The 19874-nt window shown below is 68.9% G+C and carries 18 protein-coding genes and 1 pseudogene; 12 read left to right on the top strand and 7 right to left on the bottom strand.

What is annotated here, in order from left to right; genetic code table 11:
- The 3 genes and pseudogenes from AC507J_RS29715 to AC507J_RS29705 form a co-directional block, all read left to right on the top strand.
- Window positions 1–397 (top strand): annotated as a pseudogene (locus AC507J_RS29715) (NUDIX hydrolase); the annotation flags it as partial.
- A gap of 72 nt (window positions 398–469) precedes the next feature.
- The gene (locus AC507J_RS29710; protein WP_092382243.1) at window positions 470–676 is read left to right on the top strand and encodes a hypothetical protein; all 207 of its coding nucleotides are present in this window, start codon (window positions 470–472) and stop codon (window positions 674–676) included.
- Between the two features lie 16 nt (window positions 677–692).
- On the top strand, window positions 693–1373 hold the full coding sequence (locus AC507J_RS29705; protein ID WP_496293401.1) for a YdcF family protein: 681 nt from the start codon (window positions 693–695) through the stop codon (window positions 1371–1373).
- Between the two features lie 6 nt (window positions 1374–1379).
- On the opposite strand, the gene AC507J_RS29700 is transcribed toward AC507J_RS29705, so the two are convergent.
- A complete protein-coding gene (locus AC507J_RS29700) occupies window positions 1380–2606 on the bottom strand; it encodes a helix-turn-helix domain-containing protein (protein ID WP_496293395.1) in 1227 nt (408 codons plus the stop codon).
- 370 nt (window positions 2607–2976) lie between these two features.
- Between AC507J_RS29700 and amcA (AC507J_RS29695) the strand changes: the two genes are divergently transcribed.
- From amcA (AC507J_RS29695) to AC507J_RS29675, 5 genes are all read left to right on the top strand, one after another.
- The gene (gene amcA, locus AC507J_RS29695; RefSeq protein WP_496293393.1) at window positions 2977–3144 is read left to right on the top strand and encodes a multiple cyclophane-containing RiPP AmcA; all 168 of its coding nucleotides are present in this window, start codon (window positions 2977–2979) and stop codon (window positions 3142–3144) included.
- The gene (locus tag AC507J_RS29690) at window positions 3141–3488 is read left to right on the top strand and encodes a hypothetical protein (RefSeq protein WP_496293391.1); all 348 of its coding nucleotides are present in this window, start codon (window positions 3141–3143) and stop codon (window positions 3486–3488) included. Before amcA (AC507J_RS29695) ends, AC507J_RS29690 begins: the two co-directional genes overlap by 4 nt.
- Window positions 3485–4621, top strand: coding sequence for a cyclophane-forming radical SAM peptide maturase AmcB (gene amcB, locus AC507J_RS29685; RefSeq protein WP_496293389.1), 1137 nt, complete (start codon window positions 3485–3487; stop codon window positions 4619–4621). The genes AC507J_RS29690 and amcB overlap by 4 nt, the downstream gene beginning before the upstream one ends.
- Window positions 4618–4803: a multiple cyclophane-containing RiPP AmcA gene (amcA, locus tag AC507J_RS29680; protein WP_363916693.1), complete on the top strand. Its 186-nt coding sequence runs from the start codon at window positions 4618–4620 to the stop codon at window positions 4801–4803. The genes amcB and amcA (AC507J_RS29680) overlap by 4 nt, the downstream gene beginning before the upstream one ends.
- A gap of 65 nt (window positions 4804–4868) precedes the next feature.
- Entirely contained in the window at window positions 4869–5537 is a 669-nt protein-coding gene (locus AC507J_RS29675; protein ID WP_496293386.1) for a pentapeptide repeat-containing protein, read from the top strand.
- A gap of 37 nt (window positions 5538–5574) precedes the next feature.
- Here the strand turns inward: AC507J_RS29675 and AC507J_RS29670 are convergent, their stop codons facing one another.
- The 3 genes from AC507J_RS29670 to AC507J_RS29660 form a co-directional block, all read right to left on the bottom strand.
- Window positions 5575–6231 (bottom strand): HAD family hydrolase, encoded by a 657-nt coding sequence (locus tag AC507J_RS29670; protein ID WP_496293384.1) that lies wholly within the window; start codon window positions 6229–6231, stop codon window positions 5575–5577.
- Window positions 6232–6319: 88 nt separating this feature from the next.
- A complete protein-coding gene (locus AC507J_RS29665) occupies window positions 6320–6499 on the bottom strand; it encodes a hypothetical protein (RefSeq protein ID WP_496293382.1) in 180 nt (59 codons plus the stop codon).
- Window positions 6500–6604: 105 nt separating this feature from the next.
- Window positions 6605–7075, bottom strand: coding sequence for an Lrp/AsnC family transcriptional regulator (locus AC507J_RS29660; protein WP_496293399.1), 471 nt, complete (start codon window positions 7073–7075; stop codon window positions 6605–6607).
- A gap of 95 nt (window positions 7076–7170) precedes the next feature.
- Here AC507J_RS29660 and AC507J_RS29655 point away from each other — a divergent pair, with 95 nt between their 5' ends.
- Complete coding sequence (locus AC507J_RS29655) at window positions 7171–8094, top strand: SMP-30/gluconolactonase/LRE family protein (RefSeq protein WP_496293380.1); 924 nt, start codon at window positions 7171–7173, stop codon at window positions 8092–8094.
- Window positions 8095–9095: 1001 nt separating this feature from the next.
- Here the strand turns inward: AC507J_RS29655 and wrbA are convergent.
- Together wrbA and AC507J_RS29645 are read right to left on the bottom strand one after the other, a co-directional pair.
- Window positions 9096–9737 carry an NAD(P)H:quinone oxidoreductase gene (gene wrbA / locus AC507J_RS29650; protein WP_496293378.1) on the bottom strand — a complete coding sequence of 214 codons (642 nt, stop codon included), beginning with the start codon at window positions 9735–9737 and terminating at the stop codon, window positions 9096–9098.
- A 47-nt stretch (window positions 9738–9784) separates the two neighbouring features.
- Complete coding sequence (locus tag AC507J_RS29645) at window positions 9785–13063, bottom strand: AfsR/SARP family transcriptional regulator (RefSeq protein WP_496293376.1); 3279 nt, start codon at window positions 13061–13063, stop codon at window positions 9785–9787.
- Between the two features lie 154 nt (window positions 13064–13217).
- Between AC507J_RS29645 and AC507J_RS29640 the strand changes: the two genes are divergently transcribed.
- The gene (locus AC507J_RS29640; RefSeq protein ID WP_496293374.1) at window positions 13218–14510 is read left to right on the top strand and encodes an MFS transporter; all 1293 of its coding nucleotides are present in this window, start codon (window positions 13218–13220) and stop codon (window positions 14508–14510) included.
- A gap of 531 nt (window positions 14511–15041) precedes the next feature.
- The gene (locus AC507J_RS29635; protein ID WP_496293372.1) at window positions 15042–16274 is read left to right on the top strand and encodes an RCC1 domain-containing protein; all 1233 of its coding nucleotides are present in this window, start codon (window positions 15042–15044) and stop codon (window positions 16272–16274) included.
- 352 nt (window positions 16275–16626) lie between these two features.
- Here AC507J_RS29635 and AC507J_RS29630 read toward each other — a convergent pair whose 3' ends face one another.
- Window positions 16627–17280 carry a TetR/AcrR family transcriptional regulator gene (locus AC507J_RS29630; RefSeq protein ID WP_496293370.1) on the bottom strand — a complete coding sequence of 218 codons (654 nt, stop codon included), beginning with the start codon at window positions 17278–17280 and terminating at the stop codon, window positions 16627–16629.
- Between the two features lie 196 nt (window positions 17281–17476).
- Here AC507J_RS29630 and AC507J_RS29625 point away from each other — a divergent pair, with 196 nt between their 5' ends.
- Window positions 17477–19783, top strand: coding sequence for an MMPL family transporter (locus AC507J_RS29625; RefSeq protein ID WP_496293397.1), 2307 nt, complete (start codon window positions 17477–17479; stop codon window positions 19781–19783).
- Window positions 19784–19874 lie beyond the last annotated feature (91 nt).

Raw genomic sequence — 19874 nt, 5'->3', positions numbered from 1 at the left:
ATGAGGACGACCGCCTCGTGCTGATCAAGCGGATCAAGCCCGGCCAGGCACCGTACTGGACGACGCCGGGCGGTGGCGTGGAGCCGACGGATGTCTCCCTGGAGGCCGCACTTCGCCGCGAGCTGCATGAAGAACTCGGTGCCGAGGCCGATCGGTTCGCCCAGGTGTTCCTGTTCTCCGCTCCCGCTGGTGAGGGTGTTTCTGTCCAGCACTTCTTTGTCTGTCGGCTACTTGAGCTGCGGAGACTGCTCGAACCGGGCCGGAGTTCGATGATCCGTCGCGTGGCGACTATCAGCTCGACCGAGTGACGATCGACAAGCTGCCTGCGGTGGATCTCAAGCCGGAAGGGCTGACCGAGTTCATCACCTCCAACAAGGAGGCCCTGCTCTCGGTGTAGGGCAGTTTGGCCAGAGCATCCTTGCCTGGAGTCGGCGTCGCCCCGCTGCCGCGCAACCCCTACGCTGGCGGCATGAGGGAACCCAGTGCGGACCGGACCTACGCCACGCCGGATGACCTCCCGGTCTCGGCTTTGCTGCCTGAGCTGCTGCGGAGTGTTCGTGAGGGGCAGGTCGTCTACCTCAGCGAGCAGGATGAACCGGTCGCCGCTGTCGTGCCGCTGGAGGTAGCGAGGGCGGGCCTGGCGGCACTGGGAAGATCCGACGAAGGGCTGCGGTGACGGTCCTGCCTGGTACCTGTTGATGAATCAGCGCCCGGCGGCGCCGGCTGAGTCGATCCCCGACGAGATCCGTGTCGATGTGGAGACGCTGTGGCGCTACCACGACATGGGCCACGAGCTGCGGCCGTGTGACGTGGGGATCGGGCTGGGCAGCCATGACCTTGGTGTCGCGGTGATCGCGACGCGCCTGTTCCACGAGGGATTGTTTCCCTGGATCGTGTTCACCGGGGCGAACGCGCCGACAACGGTGGAGCGGTTCCCTCGCGGCGAGGCCGTGCACTACCGCGAATACGCGATGGAGCAGGGCGTGCCGGCGGATTCGATTCTCGTGGAACCACGGGCGACGAACACCGCCCAGAACCTGGAGTACTCCAGGCAGCTCCTGGCCGAACGGGGTATCCCGGTGCGGTCAGTGCTGATCATGTCGCGGCCGTACCAGCAGCGTCGGGCGTACGCCACGTGCAAGCTGATGTGGCCCGAGGTCGACGTGGTCTGCGCGTCGAACCCGTTGGCACTCGACGACTACGTGCGCAACATCGGTGACCCACGGCGGGTGGTGGAGATGTTGGTCGGCGACACCCAGCGGATCGAGGTGTACGCCGAGCGCGGGTTCGCGATCCCACAGGAGATGCCGGACGAGGTGCGGGCTGCGTTCGAGCGACTGGTGGCAGCCGGTTACACGAGCCGACTGGTCTGACGACGGCTACCAGCGTGGTCCACCCGACCGGACGCCCATCCGTTCGCTGAGTTCGACGGCCAGACGGGGCGGCCGGGGGCGGATGAGGATGTCTCGGACGAGGTCGCGGGAGAGCCGGTGGTAGCGCACCTGGTCTGGGCCGATGACCTCCGCGTCCAGGAGCGCGCCGAGGGCGTCGTCGATGCGGTTCCAGCGCGCCAGCGCTCGCGCGGTCTCGATGGCGTGGCGGACCTGCCGCTCGACGGGCAGGGCACCGGTATCGAGTGGGGTGCCTATGGCGATGGCGCGTTGCACGTCGCCGAGTTCCATCGCCACCGTCGTCTTGTGGATCGACACGTTGGTGGGCCCGAAGGCGGTCCACACATGGTTGCCGTCGGCGCCGAGCCGGGTCGCTGCGGCATCGGCTTCGGCGATGTGGCTGTCTGCGGAGGTGCGGTCGTCGTCGCGGGCGGCGGCGAGGGCGCAGACGAGGTGCAGGCTGCCGTAGACCGACAGTAGTTGCGGTGTGGGCTTGGTCAGCCTGGGTTCGAGGAACTGCGCTGCGGTGGCGGCGAGGCCTCGGGCCTGCGCGTATTCGCCGATCGAGACCAGAGAGTGCGCGGCGGAGCGGCTGAGCGAGCCGATGACGACATGGTCCTGGCTGGCGTTGGCGGCGGCCAGTCCTCGACTGGCTGCGGTCCAGGCGAGGTCACCTTCGCCGAGCTTGGTGAGGAACAGCGCGGCGAGCTGGTGGGCATAGGCGGTCATCGCGTGTGCGCGCTGGCCGTCATCTCCGTCGTAGGCCTCAGTGGCGGTCAGGCAGTCGTGGATAAGGTACGGAAGCCGGCGGGCGAGGGTGCCGTATCGCGAATGCTGGTAAGCGGTCCAGATCTCGGCGACGTCGTTCTCGATTTCGTGCAGGGCGGGCGCATCGACAGCAGCTGGGCTGGCCAGGGCGGGCGCGAGGTGCCGGTAGTCGTGGAGCGCGGCGCGCAACGCGGGAATGGTCTCGCGTCCTGAGTCGTCGGACCACTCGAACAAGCTCGGTGCGCCGATGAGGTCCCCAAGAGAGATATCGAGGGCCTTGGCGATTGCGCGAATGACCGAAAGACGGTCCAGGTCGGCGCGATTCGTCTCGACCTTGCGTAGCCACTCCTGGGTCTTGCCGACCAGTCCGGCCAGCACCTCCTGAGAAAGCCCTCGCCGCCGCCGGTAGAAGGCGACGCGCTGGCCGATGGTCATGTCGTCCGTCATTCCTCGCACACCATCACCCTGCCCGCTGATGTCCGCCTGACCCGGTACGGATTTTCCCGGCTCGTGTGGCAGATCGCCCCTACGTTCAGTGCACCCCAGGTCACCGTCGCATGGCGATGCCGAAACCTGGATCGCCTGACAGAGAGCTGCGGATGGAGGGATCGATGACCGGCTTACCAAAGAGCGGCTCGAATCGCCGGCTCGGACTGTCCTGGAGGGCACCGTATCGGAGTCGTCCTCGCCTGCGTACCGCCATCGGGGCTGCGTGGCTGAGTGATCGGCGGTCTGCCCGAGGCCGCCGCGCGGCGGCGGTGGGCTCGCCCTTCCCCCGGCGAGCCCACCGCTCACCGTCTCGAATGGAAGTGCTGGCATGACGGTGTACGTCTCGCGTCACGCGAGAGCCGACCGTCTTTGGCGTCAGACGTTGATCGCCGAGGGCCCTATGCCACAAACGACTCGACCGTCTGATCCGCCGCTGCTCACCCACGCCTGGCGTCAACTGTTCGAGCGGCAGATCCGGGAAGCCGGCCACCGATGACCGGCGACCGGGACCAGGGCTCGGCCCGAGCGAATGGTGCAGCCGTGTTCCGGCAGGAACATCTGCCAATGCAACCGCTGTGGCTTTGCCGGCGGTGCGGTCAGCCGTGGCCGTGCGGCGCGGCGAAGCTCGCTCTCGCGGCCGAGTACCGGGACAGCCCGCTGAGCCTGTTCCTCTACCTGGCCAGCTGCCTGCACGACGCGATCGATGACCTGCACCGGCTCAATCCCAATGAGGCGGGTGGCGCCACCTCGCTGTTTGACCGGTTCCTCGGGTGGCCCGCCCGCACCCACGCCCACCGAGCCAACACCGCCACGGCGATCGGGAACGAGGAAACATCGTGAACGGCATCGGCCTCATCAGCGTCAATCATCAGCCGGCGATTGCCAGCAGGTTCCACACACTGGTCGTGCAGCCCACCAGCTTCTGCAACCTCGACTGCACCTACTGCTATCTGCCCGACCGCAGATCCCTCCGCCTGATGACCGATGCCGTCGCGCAAGCCTGCGCCGAATCGATCGCCCAGCAGAACAGCAGTCATCCGGTCAGCGTCGTGTGGCACGGCGGCGAGCCGACTGCTACACCCACCGAGACTTTTCAGCGACTGCTGACTCCGTTTGAGGATCTGCGGCGCGACGGCCGGGTGCGTCACGAGATCCAGACCAACGGCACCCTCATCAACCAGCGGTGGTGCGACCTGCTCGCCACCCACGACTTCGAGATCGGGATCAGCATCGACGGTCCAGGCACGCTGAACGGCAACCGGCTCGACCGAGGAGGCAGGGCAACGACCGCCCGAACGATGCGTGGCATACAGAACCTCGCCGACAACGGCCTGACGTACTCAGTGATCTGCGTCGTTACTCCCGAGACCATCGACCATGTCGACGACCTCGTCGAGTTCTTCGCCGGTCTGCCGGGCTGTGAGTCGGTGGGCTTCAACATCGAGGAGCAGGAAGGTGCCGACCGCCTGCCGGTCTCCGAGGAAGCCGCCTACCGGTTCTGGCACCAGATCATGCGGTACCGGCTTGCCGGCAGTCCGCTCCGGATCCGCGACGTGGACCGCCTGGCCGACTACCTCGCCACCACCCGCGCCGGGCTCGTCGACCACGTCCCGTACGAGCCGATCCCCACCGTCTCCCACGACGGCCAGGTGGTGCTGCTGTCACCGGAACTGCTCGGCATCAAAGACCCGCGTTACGCCGACTTCATCGCAGGCAACGTGCTCCACGAGCCGATCGGCGACATGCTCGCCCGTGCCAGCGAGCTGCGATACGTCACCGAGTTCGTGACCGCGCTCAACGACTGCGCCGACCGCTGCGGCTTCTACGACTTCTGCCGGGGTGCGCAGGCCGGCAATCGCTACTTCGAACACGGCACCTTCACCACGCGGGAGACCGCCTACTGCCGCACGACCCGGCAAGCCCTGATCCGCGCTGCTGCGGATCACCTCACCCCTCAAGGAGGACCGTCATGACCCACGCCCTCACCGCGCTTCTCGACGCCCCGCCGGACCGCCTCGCCCTTCTCGGCGTCGACCCGACCCGCGCGGTAGCGTCGATTGACGCGGCGAAGTTCGACAACCGTCCCACCTGGGACAACAAGGGGAAGTTCGACAGCCGCCCCGCCTGGGACAACTGGAACAAGAAGAAGTCGTAGCCCGACCAGCGGTGCGATTAGACGCGGGGTGGCGTGCCCACCCCGCCCGAACAGGTTGAGGAGACATGCGAACGACCACCGTGGGCGACGTGACCCTTCTCCTGCCCGACCTCGATCCGGAGGACCTCGACCAGGTCAGCGATCTGTCCGACGATGACGTCCGCGACGGCCTCGTCGATGGGGTCTCATGGCGTGGTGAGCAGTTTGCGGAGCAGAGCATCCGAGGCTGCCGGATCACCGGCGCGGACCTCGGTGAGGTCAGCTGGGAAGCCGGAGCTCTCTACGGGTGCGAGGTCGCGCAGACGGACCTGTCTGGCGCTACCCTCACCGGCATCAGCATCGAGCGGTGCTCGTTTACAGGGTCTAGGTTCACCGGCACCCGGCTCATCGACGTCCGCCTCAAAGACGTCCTGTTCGACAATTGCCGGTTCGACTACGCCACCCTGAATCGCGTCAGCGTCGCAGGTTCGGTGGCCTTCACCAACTGCACCCTTGGCCACGGCAGTTGGTCGTCCTGCCGCCTGTCCGGCGTCGCCCTGCGCTCCTGCGATCTCAGCGACCTGGAGCTGGAATCCTGCCGCCTCGACGGCGCCGACCTGCGAGGCAGCCGGTTGAACCATCTGAAGACGCCGCTGGACAACCTGCACGGCGTCGTTCTCGGTGAAGACCAGCTTCCTGACCTCACCCGCTTAGCCGTTGAGGCGCTGAACATCGTCGTCCGCGCCGAGGGCTGACCGAAGCCAAGAAACACCTGGTCCCGTAGCCGGGTAGCTAGCGCGCCGACTCGTTGTGCTTGCGGACGAGGTCGGGCAGCTCGGCCAGTGAGTCGAGCTGGAAAAGGCACCGGTCACTGACCGCCTTGTCGCCGAGGATGTAACCCCACGGGCCGCGACGGACCAAGGCGGTCGCAATACCCGCCTCCTGCGCCGGCCGGATGTCGTTGTCCAACCGGTCCCCGACGTAGAGCACCTGGTCAGCCGAGCATCCCGCCTCGGCGATCACGCGGTCGAAGAACGCGGCGGAGGGCTTTTCCACGCCCCAGCCGTCCGAGGTGCCGATCACGTCGACCGGTAGGTCCAGGGCACGCAGGATCGTCTCCGCCCGCGCCGTCTGGTTGCCGGCCAGGCCAACCTGTAGCCCCGACTCGCGCAGCGCGGCCAGGCACGGCCGAGCATCCGGATAGAGGTCTTCCTCGGTGAAGGATTCCGGCTGTCCCGCCGCCGTCCGGCGCTCCCGCTCCTCGGCCAGGTCGAAGCCCGGCTGGAAGACCTGGAACGTCTCCCGGTAGTCGAGGCCGCGAGCGATGATCGCTCCGAAGACGGCCGAGAAGGTGTGGCGCGGGACCCCGAGCCAGTCCGCCCAGGTGCCGTACTCCCGGGACTCGTCGACGATGGTCTCGCCCACATCGAAGAACACGCTCGCGATCACCCGGCGATTGTGCCCGGCGTTCCCATCAGGATCAACGTGCACCGCGAGCCGGGCCACCGACCCCGGCCGGGGCGGACGAGCTGTGGAATCAGGCGGACGCGTCCGGAGGTGCCGGCTCCGGTCGCGGGGGCACCGGGCCGCGGGGGAGCGTCGCACCTTCCAGGAGACCCTGCTCGTAGCGCTCCGTGATGGCCCGGCGGGCGGCTACGCGGACGCGCGTCACGTTGGCGATGTAGGAGAGATCAGGGTCGGTCTGTGTCTCGGCCACGCGACCCGACCCTATGGGCTCGCCTCGTGTTTTACGAGATTCGGGCGATGTGCGCGCATCTGATCTTCGAGTGGGCGGAGTGTGGCTCTGTTACGGCACCGCGGACTACTCCTGATCGTCGGGACGCTGGTCGTGGACGTTGATAGGACGTTCGAAGAACGACTCCAGTACGACGATGGTCTCAGTGCTGGCAACTCCATCGATCGCGAAGAGGCGCCTCAGTACGGCTTGCAGGTCTTCGGTAGTGGCGGTGCGAATCTTTACTAGCACGCTCGCCGAGCCTGCGACGATGTGCGCCTCCTGAACCTCGGGTATGGCCGCGAGCGCGACACGGGTCGCCGCGTCGCCCATCCACGCAGTGGCACCGAGCATCACGAAGGCGAGCACGCCACGGCCTAGGACGGCGGGGTTGACGTCGACGGTGGTGCGGCGGATCACGCCTCGCTCGCGCAGCTTGCGCACGCGTTCGTGCGCCGAGCCTGGGGACAGGCCGACCGCCTCGCCCAAGGCCGCGTAGGACTGGGTCGCATCGCGCTGCAACTGCGTCAACAGGATGCGGTCGATACCGTCAACCATCACGTGCCAATCGTGATCTGGAAAGTGAACAGCTTGACCATATCAGGTTCGGCAACGATGCTCTCTGTCAGTACCTCATTCCGAACGGAGATCGCATGTCTGACAGTGTTCCTGCTGAATTCCGGCTGTTGGATGAGAGGTTCCGATACCTCGACGGTGACTTCGTTATGGAAGTCCTGCACGGTGGCGCCCGTAAGACAGAAGGCCCGGCATACTTCGCGGCCGGCCGCTATCTGGTGTGGAGCGACATCCCCAACGATCGGCTGCTGCGCTGGGACGAGACCACCGGTGCGGTCGGCGTGTTCCGCCAGCCCTCGGGCTACGCCAACGGCAACACCGTCGACCGGCAGGGCCGGCTGATCACCTGCGAGCAGGGAAACCGGCGGGTGACCCGCACCGAGCACGACAGCACGGTCACCGTGCTGGCAGACCGCTACGACGGCAAGCGGCTCAACAGCCCGAATGACGTTGCGGTGCGGGCCGACGGCACGATCTGGTTCACCGACCCGATCTACGGCATCTACAGCGACTACGAGGGAAACAAGGCCGAGCCCGAGTTCGGCGGCTCTTGCTACGTGTTCCGGCTCGACCCCGCCACCGGGGACCTGCATGTGGTCACCGACGATTTCTGCCGCCCCAACGGCTTGGCCTTCTCACCGGACGAACAGCAGTTGTACATTGCCGACACTCGGCAGGAACCCAGCCACATCCGTGTCTTCGACGTAACCGCCGACGGAGCCCTAAGTGGTGGCAAGATCTTCGCCGAGTGTGATAACGGGCGCTTCGACGGCCTGCGCATTGACGACAATGGCCGACTGTGGGCCGCCGCGTGGGACGGCGTGCACTGCTTCGACCCCGACGGCACTCTCATCGGGAAGCTGCTCCTGCCCGAACCGGTCGCCAATCTCACCTTCGGCGGACCGAAACGGAATCAGTTGTACATCACCGCCGGCCGCTCTGTCTACACGCTGCGGGTCACCTTCAACGGCGCCCGCTACCCTCGACCCTCCGACAGTTAGGACGGTAAGCCGCGGCTGGAACGTGTCAAGGGATTAAGGGTGGGCAGGGCCATTGCGTGTTCGCCGGATGAGTGATTGAGCTGGGGCTTCACGGGGTGATTGGCCGCTGTGAGGCAATCGGAGCGGGCGAGATCGCCCAGGTGATCATGGCGCTCTCTACGCTCCCAGACACATCGAGGACCTCAGCCGTGATGTCAGCATGCCCGATCCCGGTACTGGCAGCCACAACTCGTGTTCGACGCTGAACATCGGCCCTGAGTTGACGACCTCCTGGCCACCCAGGCGTCCAACCCGATTCTGCTGGTGCTTGCGATGCCGGGTGCTCCTCGGGCGCTCGGCCGCCGTGGACTAACTCGGCTTCGGGTGGACCGTGCGGTATGCCCATGTGGTGGAGTCGGGTGGATTCGGGCAAACCGTGGACTGGTGGGACCCGGATGGACAGGGGAGTACCGATCAACGTTGGCTCTTAATCCGCGGGTTCGGGGTTCGAGTCCCTGGCGGCGCACCAACGATCAAGGCCCCGACCTGGCAGTTCTCTGCCGGGTCGGGGCCTTGATCGCGTACGCCGCTGGGATACGCCGCCACGCCCCATCGGTGTCGATCATGGAGCTTCGGTCGCCGCAAAAGACTTACCAACGGGCATAGGGGTGACCACAACTCCATGATCGGCGAGCCACGCCCGTGAACGCCGCAAGCATCGGCGCGCGTTGGGGTGGGAGGGTGGGGGACACGGGGCCTACTGTAGGGGCGATCGCGGGCGCGCCAGTGCTCGTGGCGGCTGGCCGGATGCGAAGCGCTCGAAGCCGGTCAGCCGCGGGATGATGGCGACGGTTACTCCGTGTTCGACTCGACGAAGGCGATCGCGCGCTCGACGCTGTCCTTGAACGCTTCCAACTGGTTCGCCTTGATGCGCATGGTGTTCTTGAGCAGGATCATTTCGCTCACCGGGATGTTCCCTTCGTTCGACGCAGACGGCCACCGCCGCCCCGGACACTGTCGAGCTAGGCGGGTCGGGTTGCCGCGCGGGTGGTGGCGATGGCAGAAGCCAGGTGAGCGAGACGCCCTCCTTGGAGGCGCGCCGCGTCGAGGACTGCCGAGGCGTAGCCGGGGTCGCGGGCGGCGCGGCTCTCCACCTGGCTGACGCCGTACGGGTTTCCTCCGGCGGCGTGGGCAATGTCGTAGTTGAGGTAGCCGGTGGGCACGATGATCGATCCCCAGTGGTGAAAGGTCTGGTAGAGACTGAGCAGGGTGGCCTCCTGGCCGCCGTGCTCCTCGTAGCTGGCGGTGAAGCCGGTCACCGGTTTGTCGGCCAACTCCTCCGCCTGCCACGGCCCGGTCGTGGTGTCGAGGAACTGGCGCAGCTGGGAGCAGACGTTCCCGAAACGGGTGGGCGTGCCGAAGGCGTACCCGTTCGCCCACCGGAGGTCGTCCAGGGTGGCGAGCGCAACGTCGGCGGTCGCGTCGAGGTGGGCCCGCCACGCCGGCTTGGCATCGATTACCTGATCCGGCGCCAGCTCTGCCGCCCGACGCAGGCGGACCTCGGCGCCTGCGTCGGCGGCGCCGTCGACGAACGCCTGCGCGAGGCGGTGAACGGTGCCGGTGGCGGAGTAGTAGACGACCGCGATCCTGGCTTGGTTGTGCATGCTTGTCTCCCGTCGGCTCGGTTCTCCGTCAACCGTGCTGAGCCGACTTACCGGTCGCTGACCGCCGCCTTACCGACGTCGGTGAGCGCCGCTGGAACGAGGTCGAACTGATCGGCGCGGCTCATCTCAACGCTGAGTTCCTCGCTACCGATCGCCTGCCGAATGCGGCCGGTGATGCGCTGCACGTCGTACTGCTCACCGGCCGGCAGCGGAGCACCGACCGCCGCGCGCAGAGCTCGGGCCGCGCCGAGCAGCCGCGCGGCGTGGCGCTGGTCCTCGCCGAGGCTGATGGCTCCGGCCAGGCCCTCCAGGGCCAGAGCCACTGCTCGGCGATCTCCGGTGGCTCGTGCCGCGTCGAGCGACTCGCGGTGGCGGCGCTCGGCGAGGGCGGCGTCGCCGCGCTGCTCCGCGATGAACCCGAGCTCGGCCAGCGCGAGCGCACAACCTGGCAGGTAGCCGACCCGGCGATTCCAGTGGATCAGTTCCCACTGCCGGACCTCTGCTGCGTCGAGGTCGCCCTGCCTGCGCGCGATCAAGGCCAGACCCGTGCCGGCGAACGCCGCGGCGGAACGGCTCGACTGCTCCTGCGCCAGCTGCAGTGCGCGATGATGGTGGGCGGCGGCCTCCTGGAGGTCGCCCCTGAGCAGGGCGAGCCGGCCGATGCCTGCCAGCTGCCGGGACACCGACGTCCACAGCCGCAGGTGTTCGGCGGTGCGCAGCGCCTCCCGATGGTGCTCGGCAGCTTGCTCGTAGTCGCCCCGGATCTCGGCCAGGCTCCCCAGCAGGCTGGTCGGATGCACCTGGCCCCAGCGGTCCCCGATCTGCTCGAACAGTGACCGGCTCACCTCGCAGTCATGTTGCGCGGCGGTCAGGTCGCCGCGCAGCACCAGCGCGAGGTCCGCCCGGGTGGCCAGCGTTGCCGCGATTCCCCACCGGTCCCCGTGGGCACGGAACGCCGCCAGTGCCGCATTGACCAGGGTCGCGGCCTCGACCGCGTCTCCGGAGCCGAGCATCATGTGAGCGAACAACCACTGGGCGAACGCCCGTTCCGGCCCGTCGGCATCCCGGTAGCGCTCCAGGACGCTCTGCGGTGGAGTGCCCAGCTCCCCGTCCCGGATGGCCAGGGCGGCCAGCCACATGACCGCCCGTCGGCGCAGGGCATCCCCAGCGATGTCGGTCTCGTCGGGCGAGGCGATGTCCAGCGCGGTCCGTAGCGACCGGCTCATCTCGCCGAATCGGCCCCGCAGCAGCCGGTACCAGCACAACGAGGTGGCAAGCGTAAGGCCCTCGTGGGTCCGGCCATCGATGACGGCAGCGTCGAACGCAGCGCGGAAGTTCGCGTTCTCGGCGTCGAGCGTGCGTAGCGCCTCGTCCTGGTCACGGCTCCGAAGCCGGCTGGCGGTCTGCTCAGCCAGGCGGGCGAAACAGGCGACGAAACGGCGACGGGTGGCCGGCAGTTCCCCGGCGTTGTCGAGCTGCTCGGCAGCGTAGGCGGCCACCGTCTCCAGCAGCCGATAACGTCGCGGGCTCTCCCCGTGCCGCACCGTCACCAGCGACCGGCCGATCAGGCGCGCCAGCACGTCGAGCACGTCGTCCACCGCGACCTGTCCGCCCTGGCACACCTGCTCGACAGCGGTGAGGGTGGCGCCGTCGGCGAAGACCGCCAGCCGGCGCAGTACCGCACGTTCAGGCAGCGACAGCAGCTCCCAGCTCCAGTCGATCATGGCGCGTAGCGTCTGCTGACGCGGGGGCGCGGTGCGCCGGCCGGACGACAGTAGCCGGAAGCGATCGTCGAGCCGCGCCACCAGCTCGGCCGGATCGAGAGTGGACAGTCGGGAGGCGGCCAGCTCCAGCGCCAGCGGTATCCCGTCGAGGCGCCGGCAGATGGTGGCGATCGTGTCGATGTTCTCCCGATCCGCCGAGAACTGGGGCTCGATGGCGTGGGCGCGCGCCAAGATGAGGCGAACCGCCGGTGCTTCGGTGATCTGCTCGACGGTGGCCTCGGGAGCCGGCAGGCCAAGCGGCGGCACCGGGAACACGGCCTCGCCGGGGATCCCGAGCGGTTCGCGGCTCGTGGCCAGGATGCGCAGGTCGGCCGCGGCGTCGAGGAGTTTCTCGGCCAACTGCGCCGCCGACGCCACCACGTGCTCGCAGTTGTCCAGCAGCAGCAACATCCGCCGATCCCGCAGCGCGTCGACCAGCCGGTCCATTGGTGCGCGCGGCCGATCGCCGGGCAGACCGGGCGGGTTGTCGTCCCGGATCTCCAGCACGGCCGCGACCATGTCCGCGATCTCGGTGCAGGTTGCCCGGCCGCCCTGGTCAAGCTGGCCGGCGAGTTCGACGAGCCACACCCCGTCGGTGACGGTGACGGTGTCGGCGAGCAAGCGGGCGGCTTCGAGCGCCAGTCTGGTCTTGCCCACCCCGCCCGGACCGGTCAAGGTCACCAGCCGTTCGGTGGTCAGTCGCGCTCGTACCGCTTCGACGGCCTCGTCGCGCCCGATCAGTCCGCCGTACCGGCCCGGCGACATCCGTGCCGGCAGATTGGACCGCGTAGGGCGGGTCGGCGGCCTCGGCGGCTGGAGCGCGGGGTCCTGACGAAGGATGGCCCGATGCAGCTCGGCCAGCTCCTGGCTCGGGTCGACGCCGAGTTCGTCGCGCAGGTGCCGGCGGAACTGCTCGTACGCGGCCAGGGCGTCACGCTGACGTCCGGAGCGGTACAGGGCGCGCAGGTACGCTGCTCGAAGTCGCTCACGCCACGGGTGGCGCGCGATCAGATCGGCCAGCTCGCCGGCGAGCAGGTGGTGCTCACCAAGGTCGAGTCGAGCCTCGGCGAGCTCCTCCAGAGCGGCCAGCCGTTGATCATCGAGCCGCTCGGCCGCCTGACGGACGAAGCGCTCGTCGCCGAAGTCGGCGTAGGGCGCGCCACGCCACAGGGACAGGGCCTCCGTCAGTGCTGCCGCCCGCCTCGCCGGCTCCGCCTGTGCACGGGAACGCGCCAACAGTGTGGTGAACCGGTCGGCGTCCACCGCGTCCGGCGCAATCCTGAGCCGGTACCCGGCGTCACCGGACTCGACCAGCTCCCGGCCGCCCTCCTCGCCCGACTCCAGCGCGCGGCGCAACTGCGAAACCTTGGCCTGAAGAGCGCCGAGCGCGTTGCCCGGCGCTGCACCACCCCAGAGATCCTCGATCAGGCGGTCGGCGGTCACCGGGCGCCCCTCGTGCACGAGCAGGTCGGCCAGCAGACCACGAACCTTGACCCCGGGCACGGTGACGGGTTCGCCGCCCGACGTCCACACGGCGACCTCGCCCAGCACCCCGAACCTCACCGCTTGAGCCTAACCAGTCGGCAGCCCCCTCGACCGTCCATGGACTGGTCGAGGCCCGCTCGCCGGCGGCGCTTCGTGAGGTGCGTCAGCGCACCGTCAGTCGACGGCAAGGGGCCGGGCGCAGGGTGGACCGGGCAGACACCGGAGGAGCGAGATGAATCTCTCAGCGGAACACACAGGCACCAACGACCACGGTCGACCCGGGCCAGGGCGGGTCCCCACCGTCTGGCTCGCTCTGCTTGCCGGCCCGCTCTCGTACGGGATCGCCGCGCCCGCCCTGATTCTCGACGACCTCGCGCGGGCGACGGGTACCGGGCCGGGGGAGGCGGCGGCCGGTGTGACCGCCTTCGGTTGGGGAATCGCGTTGGGCACCCCACTGCTGGCGGCGCTGCTGGCTCGTCGTGGGGTGCGAACGGTGCTTACGGTCGCGGCCGCGTTGGTGGCCGCGGGGACACTCCTGCTCGTACTGGTGCCGAGCGTGCCGGCGCTGATCGTCGGTGCGGCGGTGCAGGCGCTGGGGTCCGCCGGTCTCTCCGTGACAGCGATGGGACTGGCCGACTCGGCCCGACGGATGGGCGTGGTGGCCGCCTCGCTGGCGGTCGTCGGCGCCACCGGCCCGCTGACCGGCGCACTGGTCTCCGACCTGCTCTCGTGGCAGGCGGCGCTCGCGTTGCCGCTGCTGGCGGTGATCGCCGTGCCCTCGGCCCGCCGGGGCTGGGCGCCGATCGCCGTGTCCTCGGGCCGCCGGGGCGCGACGCCGGTCGCCGTGTCCTTGGCCCGCCGGGGCGCGGCGCCGATCGCCGTGGCGGCGCCGTTCGACCCCGTCGGCATGGTTCTGATGGCTGTGCTGGTCACCGCAGCGGTCCTCGTTCCGCACCGGCCGCTGATGGCCGGCCCGGCCGTGGTGGCGTTGCTGCTGATGCTGATGGCTCGGATCAAGGTTCGTCCGGACGGCTTCCTGCCCGCCGTGGTGGTCCGCACCGGCCGGTTCCTCGCCGCGTCGGCGCTGGCGTTCGCGTTGGGCGTGGTGAACTTCGCCATGCTCTACACCGCGCCCGACCTGCTGCGAGAGCACGCAGGATGGGCGGGGACCGGCAGCGGGGCCGTGCTGCTGGCGCCTTACCTGATCGGCGGCCTGTGCTCCGGGTTCCTGGTCGCGGTGTCGGCACGGGTGCCGCGCCGCGTGGTGGCCGTTGCGCTGGTAGCTGCCAGCGCAACGGCGGCGCTGACCGCAGGGGTCACCACCGTGGTTCCGCTGCTGCTCGCGGCGATGGCGCTCGCCTCCCTGGCGGCCGCCACCGGCCAGGGGGCGCTCGCCCTGCACGCGACCGGCGTCGTACCCGCCTCCCACCGGGCTGAAGCTCTGGGCCTGTTCAACCTCGCCTATCTGCTCAGTGTCGCGTTCGGACCGGCCATCGCCGTGATGCTCACGTCCTCGGCCGCCTGATCACCCTGCGACGGGCCCCGAGATGCGGTTCGTTGCCGGCGGTGGCGTGGCGGTACGGAGCGGAGTCAGGTGTGCTCGGAGGATCCGGTGCAGCAGGATGCGGTGCGCGAGGCGTCGGTGTGGCGGCCCCGTACGACGGATCGCCGGGCCGCGACCCGCCGGACCGGCATTGACGCCCCTCGTTGAATTGCCCTAGGGTCTTGCCGACCGATCCGAGGCTGGCGGCGCGGGGCACGCCAACGGCAGCCCGCTGATCATCTGAGGTCGTCACGGCCGGTCCGACCAGCCGTGACGGTTCGATCCCCGCGGCGCGATCGCCGGGTCGGTCAGGGCCGGTGTCTGGGCGTGTTGCCGGGTGCTTCCAACGTCGCGCGTACCCGGATCTGGAGTGGGTGGTCGCGGCCGGTCAGGAATGTGGCCGTGGCCGAGTCTCCGGACGTCATGGGTGGGATCGATGCTCCGGCTGATCTCGAAAGACCTCAATCGTTTCCGGTTGATATCGAATATCAACGTTGCGTGGGGAGAGTTGGAATGAACGAACACCAGGATGGCCGCGTGTGGAGCCGATGGCGGCGGGCGACACGATCAGTCGCCGCCACGACGACGGCAGTCGTCGGGGCCGCCGCGCTCGCCATCGGACTCACGGCTGGCGCGGCCGTCGCGAACGTCGGCTCTGCCGGGGCTGGGTCGCCGAGCGCGTCGCTCGCCGCCGCGTCGGTTTCCCAGGTCGCGTCGGGCAACGTGCACACCTGCTCGATCCCCACCGACGGGTCGCTGTGGTGCTGGGGCGGCAACCACAGCGGGCAGCTCGGTGACGGCACCACCACGAACCGGACCGCCCCGGTGCGGGTCGGCGACGCCAACACCTGGGCCCGGGTCGACGCCGGCACCAGCAACACCTGCGCGGTGCGCACGGACGGGTCGCTGTGGTGCTGGGGCGGCAACATCAACGGGCAGCTCGGTGACGGCACCACCACCGGCCGGAAGAGCCCGGTGCGGGTCGGTGACGCCAACACCTGGGCCAGCGTCAGCGTCGCCGCCAACCACACCTGCGCGGTACGCACCACCGGCACCCTGTGGTGCTGGGGCCTGAACCGCAACGCGCAGCTCGGCACCGGCATGTCTCCCTACTGGACGGCCACTCCGGTGCAGGTCGGCACGGCAACCGACTGGGCGAGCGTCGCGACCGGCTACGCGCACACCTGCGCCATCCGGACCGATCGGACCCTGTGGTGCTGGGGCGACAGCACGGACGGGCAGCTCGGCCTCGGCATCCTGAGCTACCGGGCGACGCCGACGCAGGTAGGTACGGCCAACTGGACTGGCGTGACGACCGGGTACGCCCACACCTGCGCGGTCCGCGCCGATGGGACGCTGTGGTGCTGGGGTGAGAACGGGTACGGCCAGTTGGGCGCCTCCACTGGATTCCAGACCACCCCGGTCCAGGTCGGCAACGCCAACACCTGGGTCAGGGTCGACGCCGGCGTCGACTCGTCCTGCGCGGTCCGTACCGATGGTGGCCTGTGGTGCTGGGGTAACAACACGTCCGGGCAGTTGGGCGACGGCACCACCACTCACCGGAGCGCCCCGACCCGGGTCGGGACCGCCACCACCTGGACGGACGTCTTCGCCGTCACCCACCACAGTTGCGCAATCCGCGCCGACGGTGGCCTGTGGTGCTGGGGCAGCAACATGTTCGGAGAGCTGGGCGACGGCACCACCGCCGACCGGTCGGCCCCGGCACAGGTGGCCCTGGCGGGCTGACCGCCACCGCGTCCGACGCGGTGTGAACAGGAATGTCCCTGGCCCGGTGTGTACACCGGGCCAGGGCCCGCCGCGGGTTCGGCGTTCGAGTCCCTGGCGGCACACCAACCAGCAAGGCCCTGACCTGGTAGCTCTCTGCCGGTCAGGGCCTTCTTCGCGTCCACCCTCGTGTCTGGGTGCTCGGAGGCCGCTGGACCGGGCCGGCGCTGCCCACTCGGCGTCCGCGTCGATCATGGAGTTATCGTCGCCGCGAATCCCCTCTTAAGGGACATAAAGGTGACCACAACTCCATGATCGACGCGGGGTGGGGGTCGACGCGGGGTGGGGGTGGGGGTGGGTGGGCGATGGAGTGCTAGGGGTTGGCCTGCGTTGCCTGGCTAGCTGGTGGTTCGAGGAGGCGTTGCAGCAGTAGCAGCCCGTTCTTGAGGTCGGCGCTCCGGTCGAGTAGCCACTGGGTGCTGAGGCCGTCGGCCGCCGCGAGGACGAGCGAGGCCGCTTGGTCCAGGGGGATGTCTGAGCGTACGGTTCCGGCCGCCTGGCCTTCGGCGAGCAGGCCCATGATCTTCTCGCGCAGGTCCGCGTACCGTTCGGAGAAGTGGGCGCGTGAGCGGTCGTTGCCGGCCTCCAGCGCATGCGCCACCATGCTGTTAAGCAGCGCCATCAGCCCCGGCACCCGCATGCTGTGCTCGGTCGAGCGGTGGATCAGGTCGACGAAGGTGCCGTCTCCGACGTCCGGGCCGTCGAGGAAGCGGCGGTCGTACTCCCGCAGCACCTCGATGAAGAGTTGTTCGCGAGTGCCGAAGTGGTGCTTGAGCACCGGATGTGTCACGCCGATCGCCTCGCCGATGGCGCGCAGCGAGGTGCCCTCGAATCCCAGCCGGTCGTAGACCGCCAACACTTCGTCGATGATCTGCTGCCGCCGCGCGAGTCCCTTGGCGTACGGCCCCCGCTTCGCCGAACCCTCCTGCCGGGCGGGCGAGTTGCCCCGTGGTTCCCGGTCGGTCATGGCATACCTCCACAGCGATCGGCGGGTCGGTGGTGAGCCGCCGGCCCGATCCTATGACGACGACCACAAAAATATCCACACGGATATTTTCAAGCTACCGTCTCCCAAGCGATCGCGCGTGGTGCTTCCGCGGCTCGAGAGCCGAACTAGTTCGCCCACGCCGGGACCTGGTCACCGACACGCAGGAGGAGACGGCATGGCATGGCAGTTGTTCAGACTCGGACGCTGGTCCTTCCGACGCCGGTGGACCGTGACGGGAATCTGGGCCCTGTTGCTCGTCACCGTCGCGCTCGGCGCGGCGACCCTGTCAGGCAAGACGAATGACGGCTTCGAGTTGTCCGGCATCGAGTCGACCCTGGCGTTCGACCTGATCAGAGAACGGGATCCCGAAGCTGCGCCGGACGGCGCGACGGCGCGGGTGGTGTTCCAGGCCCCGGACGGCGAGACTCTGGTAGAGCCGGCCAATCAACAGGCTGTGTTCGACTCGCTCGCGGCGCTGAGGACGAGCCACGTCCGCTCGATAGTCGATCCGTTCGAGGTGGGGATGATCTCCGAGGACGGGCGTACCGGCCTCGCCTCGGTCAGCTACGCCCGCAGCGCGGTCGACCTGTCCGCTGCGGACCGCGAAGCGCTGGAAGCCGCCCGTGATGTCGCCGAGCAGGCCGGACTGACGGCCACCGTCGGCGGAGACGTACTCGGCGTGGAGATCGGCGGCGCCGTCGCCGAACTGATCGGCATCGCCGTCGCTCTCGTGGTGCTGGCCCTCACCCTCGGGTCGCTCGTCGCGGCCGGGATGCCGCTGCTCACCGCGCTGATCGGCGTCGGGATCGGTACGGCCGCCATCGCCGCACTCACCGGCTTCGTCGAGCTCAGCACCACCACCCCTGCGCTCGGCACGATGCTCGGGCTGGCGGTTGGCATCGACTACGCACTGTTCATCCTCTCCCGTTATCGGGCCGAGGTCCGCCAGGGACGCCCGTTGGAGGAGGCGGTCGGCCGCGCTGTCGGCACCGCAGGCTCGGCGGTGGTCTTCGCCGGTCTCACCGTCGTCATCGCCCTCGTCGGCCTCGCCCTGTGCGGCATCGGATTCCTCACCGAGATGGGCCTGGGTGCTGCGTTCACCGTTGCGCTCGCCGTACTCATCGCGCTCACCCTGCTGCCCGCACTACTCGGCATCGCCGGCGCTCGCGTCACGAAGCGACGTACTCGCGTCGTGCACAGGCACACCGCCACCGAGCACACCGCCACCGAGCACACCGCCACCGAGCACACCGGCACCGAGCACACCGCCACCGGGCAGGCCGGCACCGACCGGAGCTCCGGCGAGCCACGTACTCTCGGTCGCCGTTGGGTCGAAGGTCTTGCCCGCGTCCGCTGGCCCGCGCTCGTCGCCGGGATCGCGGTCGCCGCCGGGGCCGCCATCCCCGTGGCCTCCCTGCAACTCGCGCTCCCGGACGACAGCACCAAACCCGCAGGCAGCGATGTACGTGTCGCCTACGACCTCATCGAGGAGCACTTCGGCGCCGGAGCCAACGGGCCGCTGCTTGTCGTCATCGACACCGAGCAAGCCCCGGATCCGGTCGCCGCAGTCGCGACCGTCACCGAGAGGCTGCAGACGCTGGCGGCCGAGAACGGCTCCAACATCGCCGCCGTGATCCCGGCCATCACCAGCGACAGCCCGCAGGCCCAGCAGGACTACACGCAGCAACTCGACACGACGCAGTACGCGACCCTCACGGTGATCCCCCACTCAGGACCGTCAGACCAGTCGACGAAGGACCTCGTCGGCGAACTCCGGGACACGCTGTCGCACCTGCCGGACCAGAACGGCGCCCGCGCCCTGGTCACTGGAGTCACTGCGGTCGGCATCGACATCTCCACCGAGCTGGCCGAGGTGTTCCCGCTCTATCTCGCGGTCGTCGTGGGACTGGCACTCATCCTGCTCATCGCGGTGTTCCGCTCGATCTGGGTACCCGTCAAGGCCGTGCTCGGTTTCCTGTTCTCCGTGGGCGTTTCCCTGGGCGCGACGGTCGCGGTCTTCCAATGGGGCTGGCTCAACGAACTCGTGGGTCTGGACACCGGCGGCCCGGTGCTGTTCCTGCTGCCGATTCTGCTCACCGGCATCCTGTTCGGCCTGGCCATGGATTACGAGGTCTTCCTCGTCACCCGCATGCGAGAGGCGTACGTCCACGGCACTCCAGCACGCCGAGCGGTAATCGACGGCTTCACCCACAGCGCCCGCGTCGTGGCCGCTGCAGCACTCATCATGGTCGGCGTCTTCGCCGGCTTCACCTTCACCGACGACATCATCCTCAAGACCATCGGTTTCGCCCTGGCCATCGGCGTTCTCGTCGACGCATTCCTGGTACGCATGCTCATCGTTCCGGCCGCCATGCTCATCCTCGGCCGGCGAATCTGGTGGATGCCCCGCTGGATGCACAAGGTCGTGCCGGCCTTCGACGTGGAGGGCGAGTCACTCGCCCGACACCTCGCATCTCGCTAGGCCTCTGGCCGGCGCCTGCCACGCCGCCGACACCCACTCGCCCTGGCCGAATCGATCGACACCTCGGCCAGGGCGAGAACTTCTCATCGGG

Source organism: Micromonospora sp. PRAS1, assembly GCF_059553435.1.
This window is presented reverse-complemented; position numbering and strand designations above follow the sequence as displayed.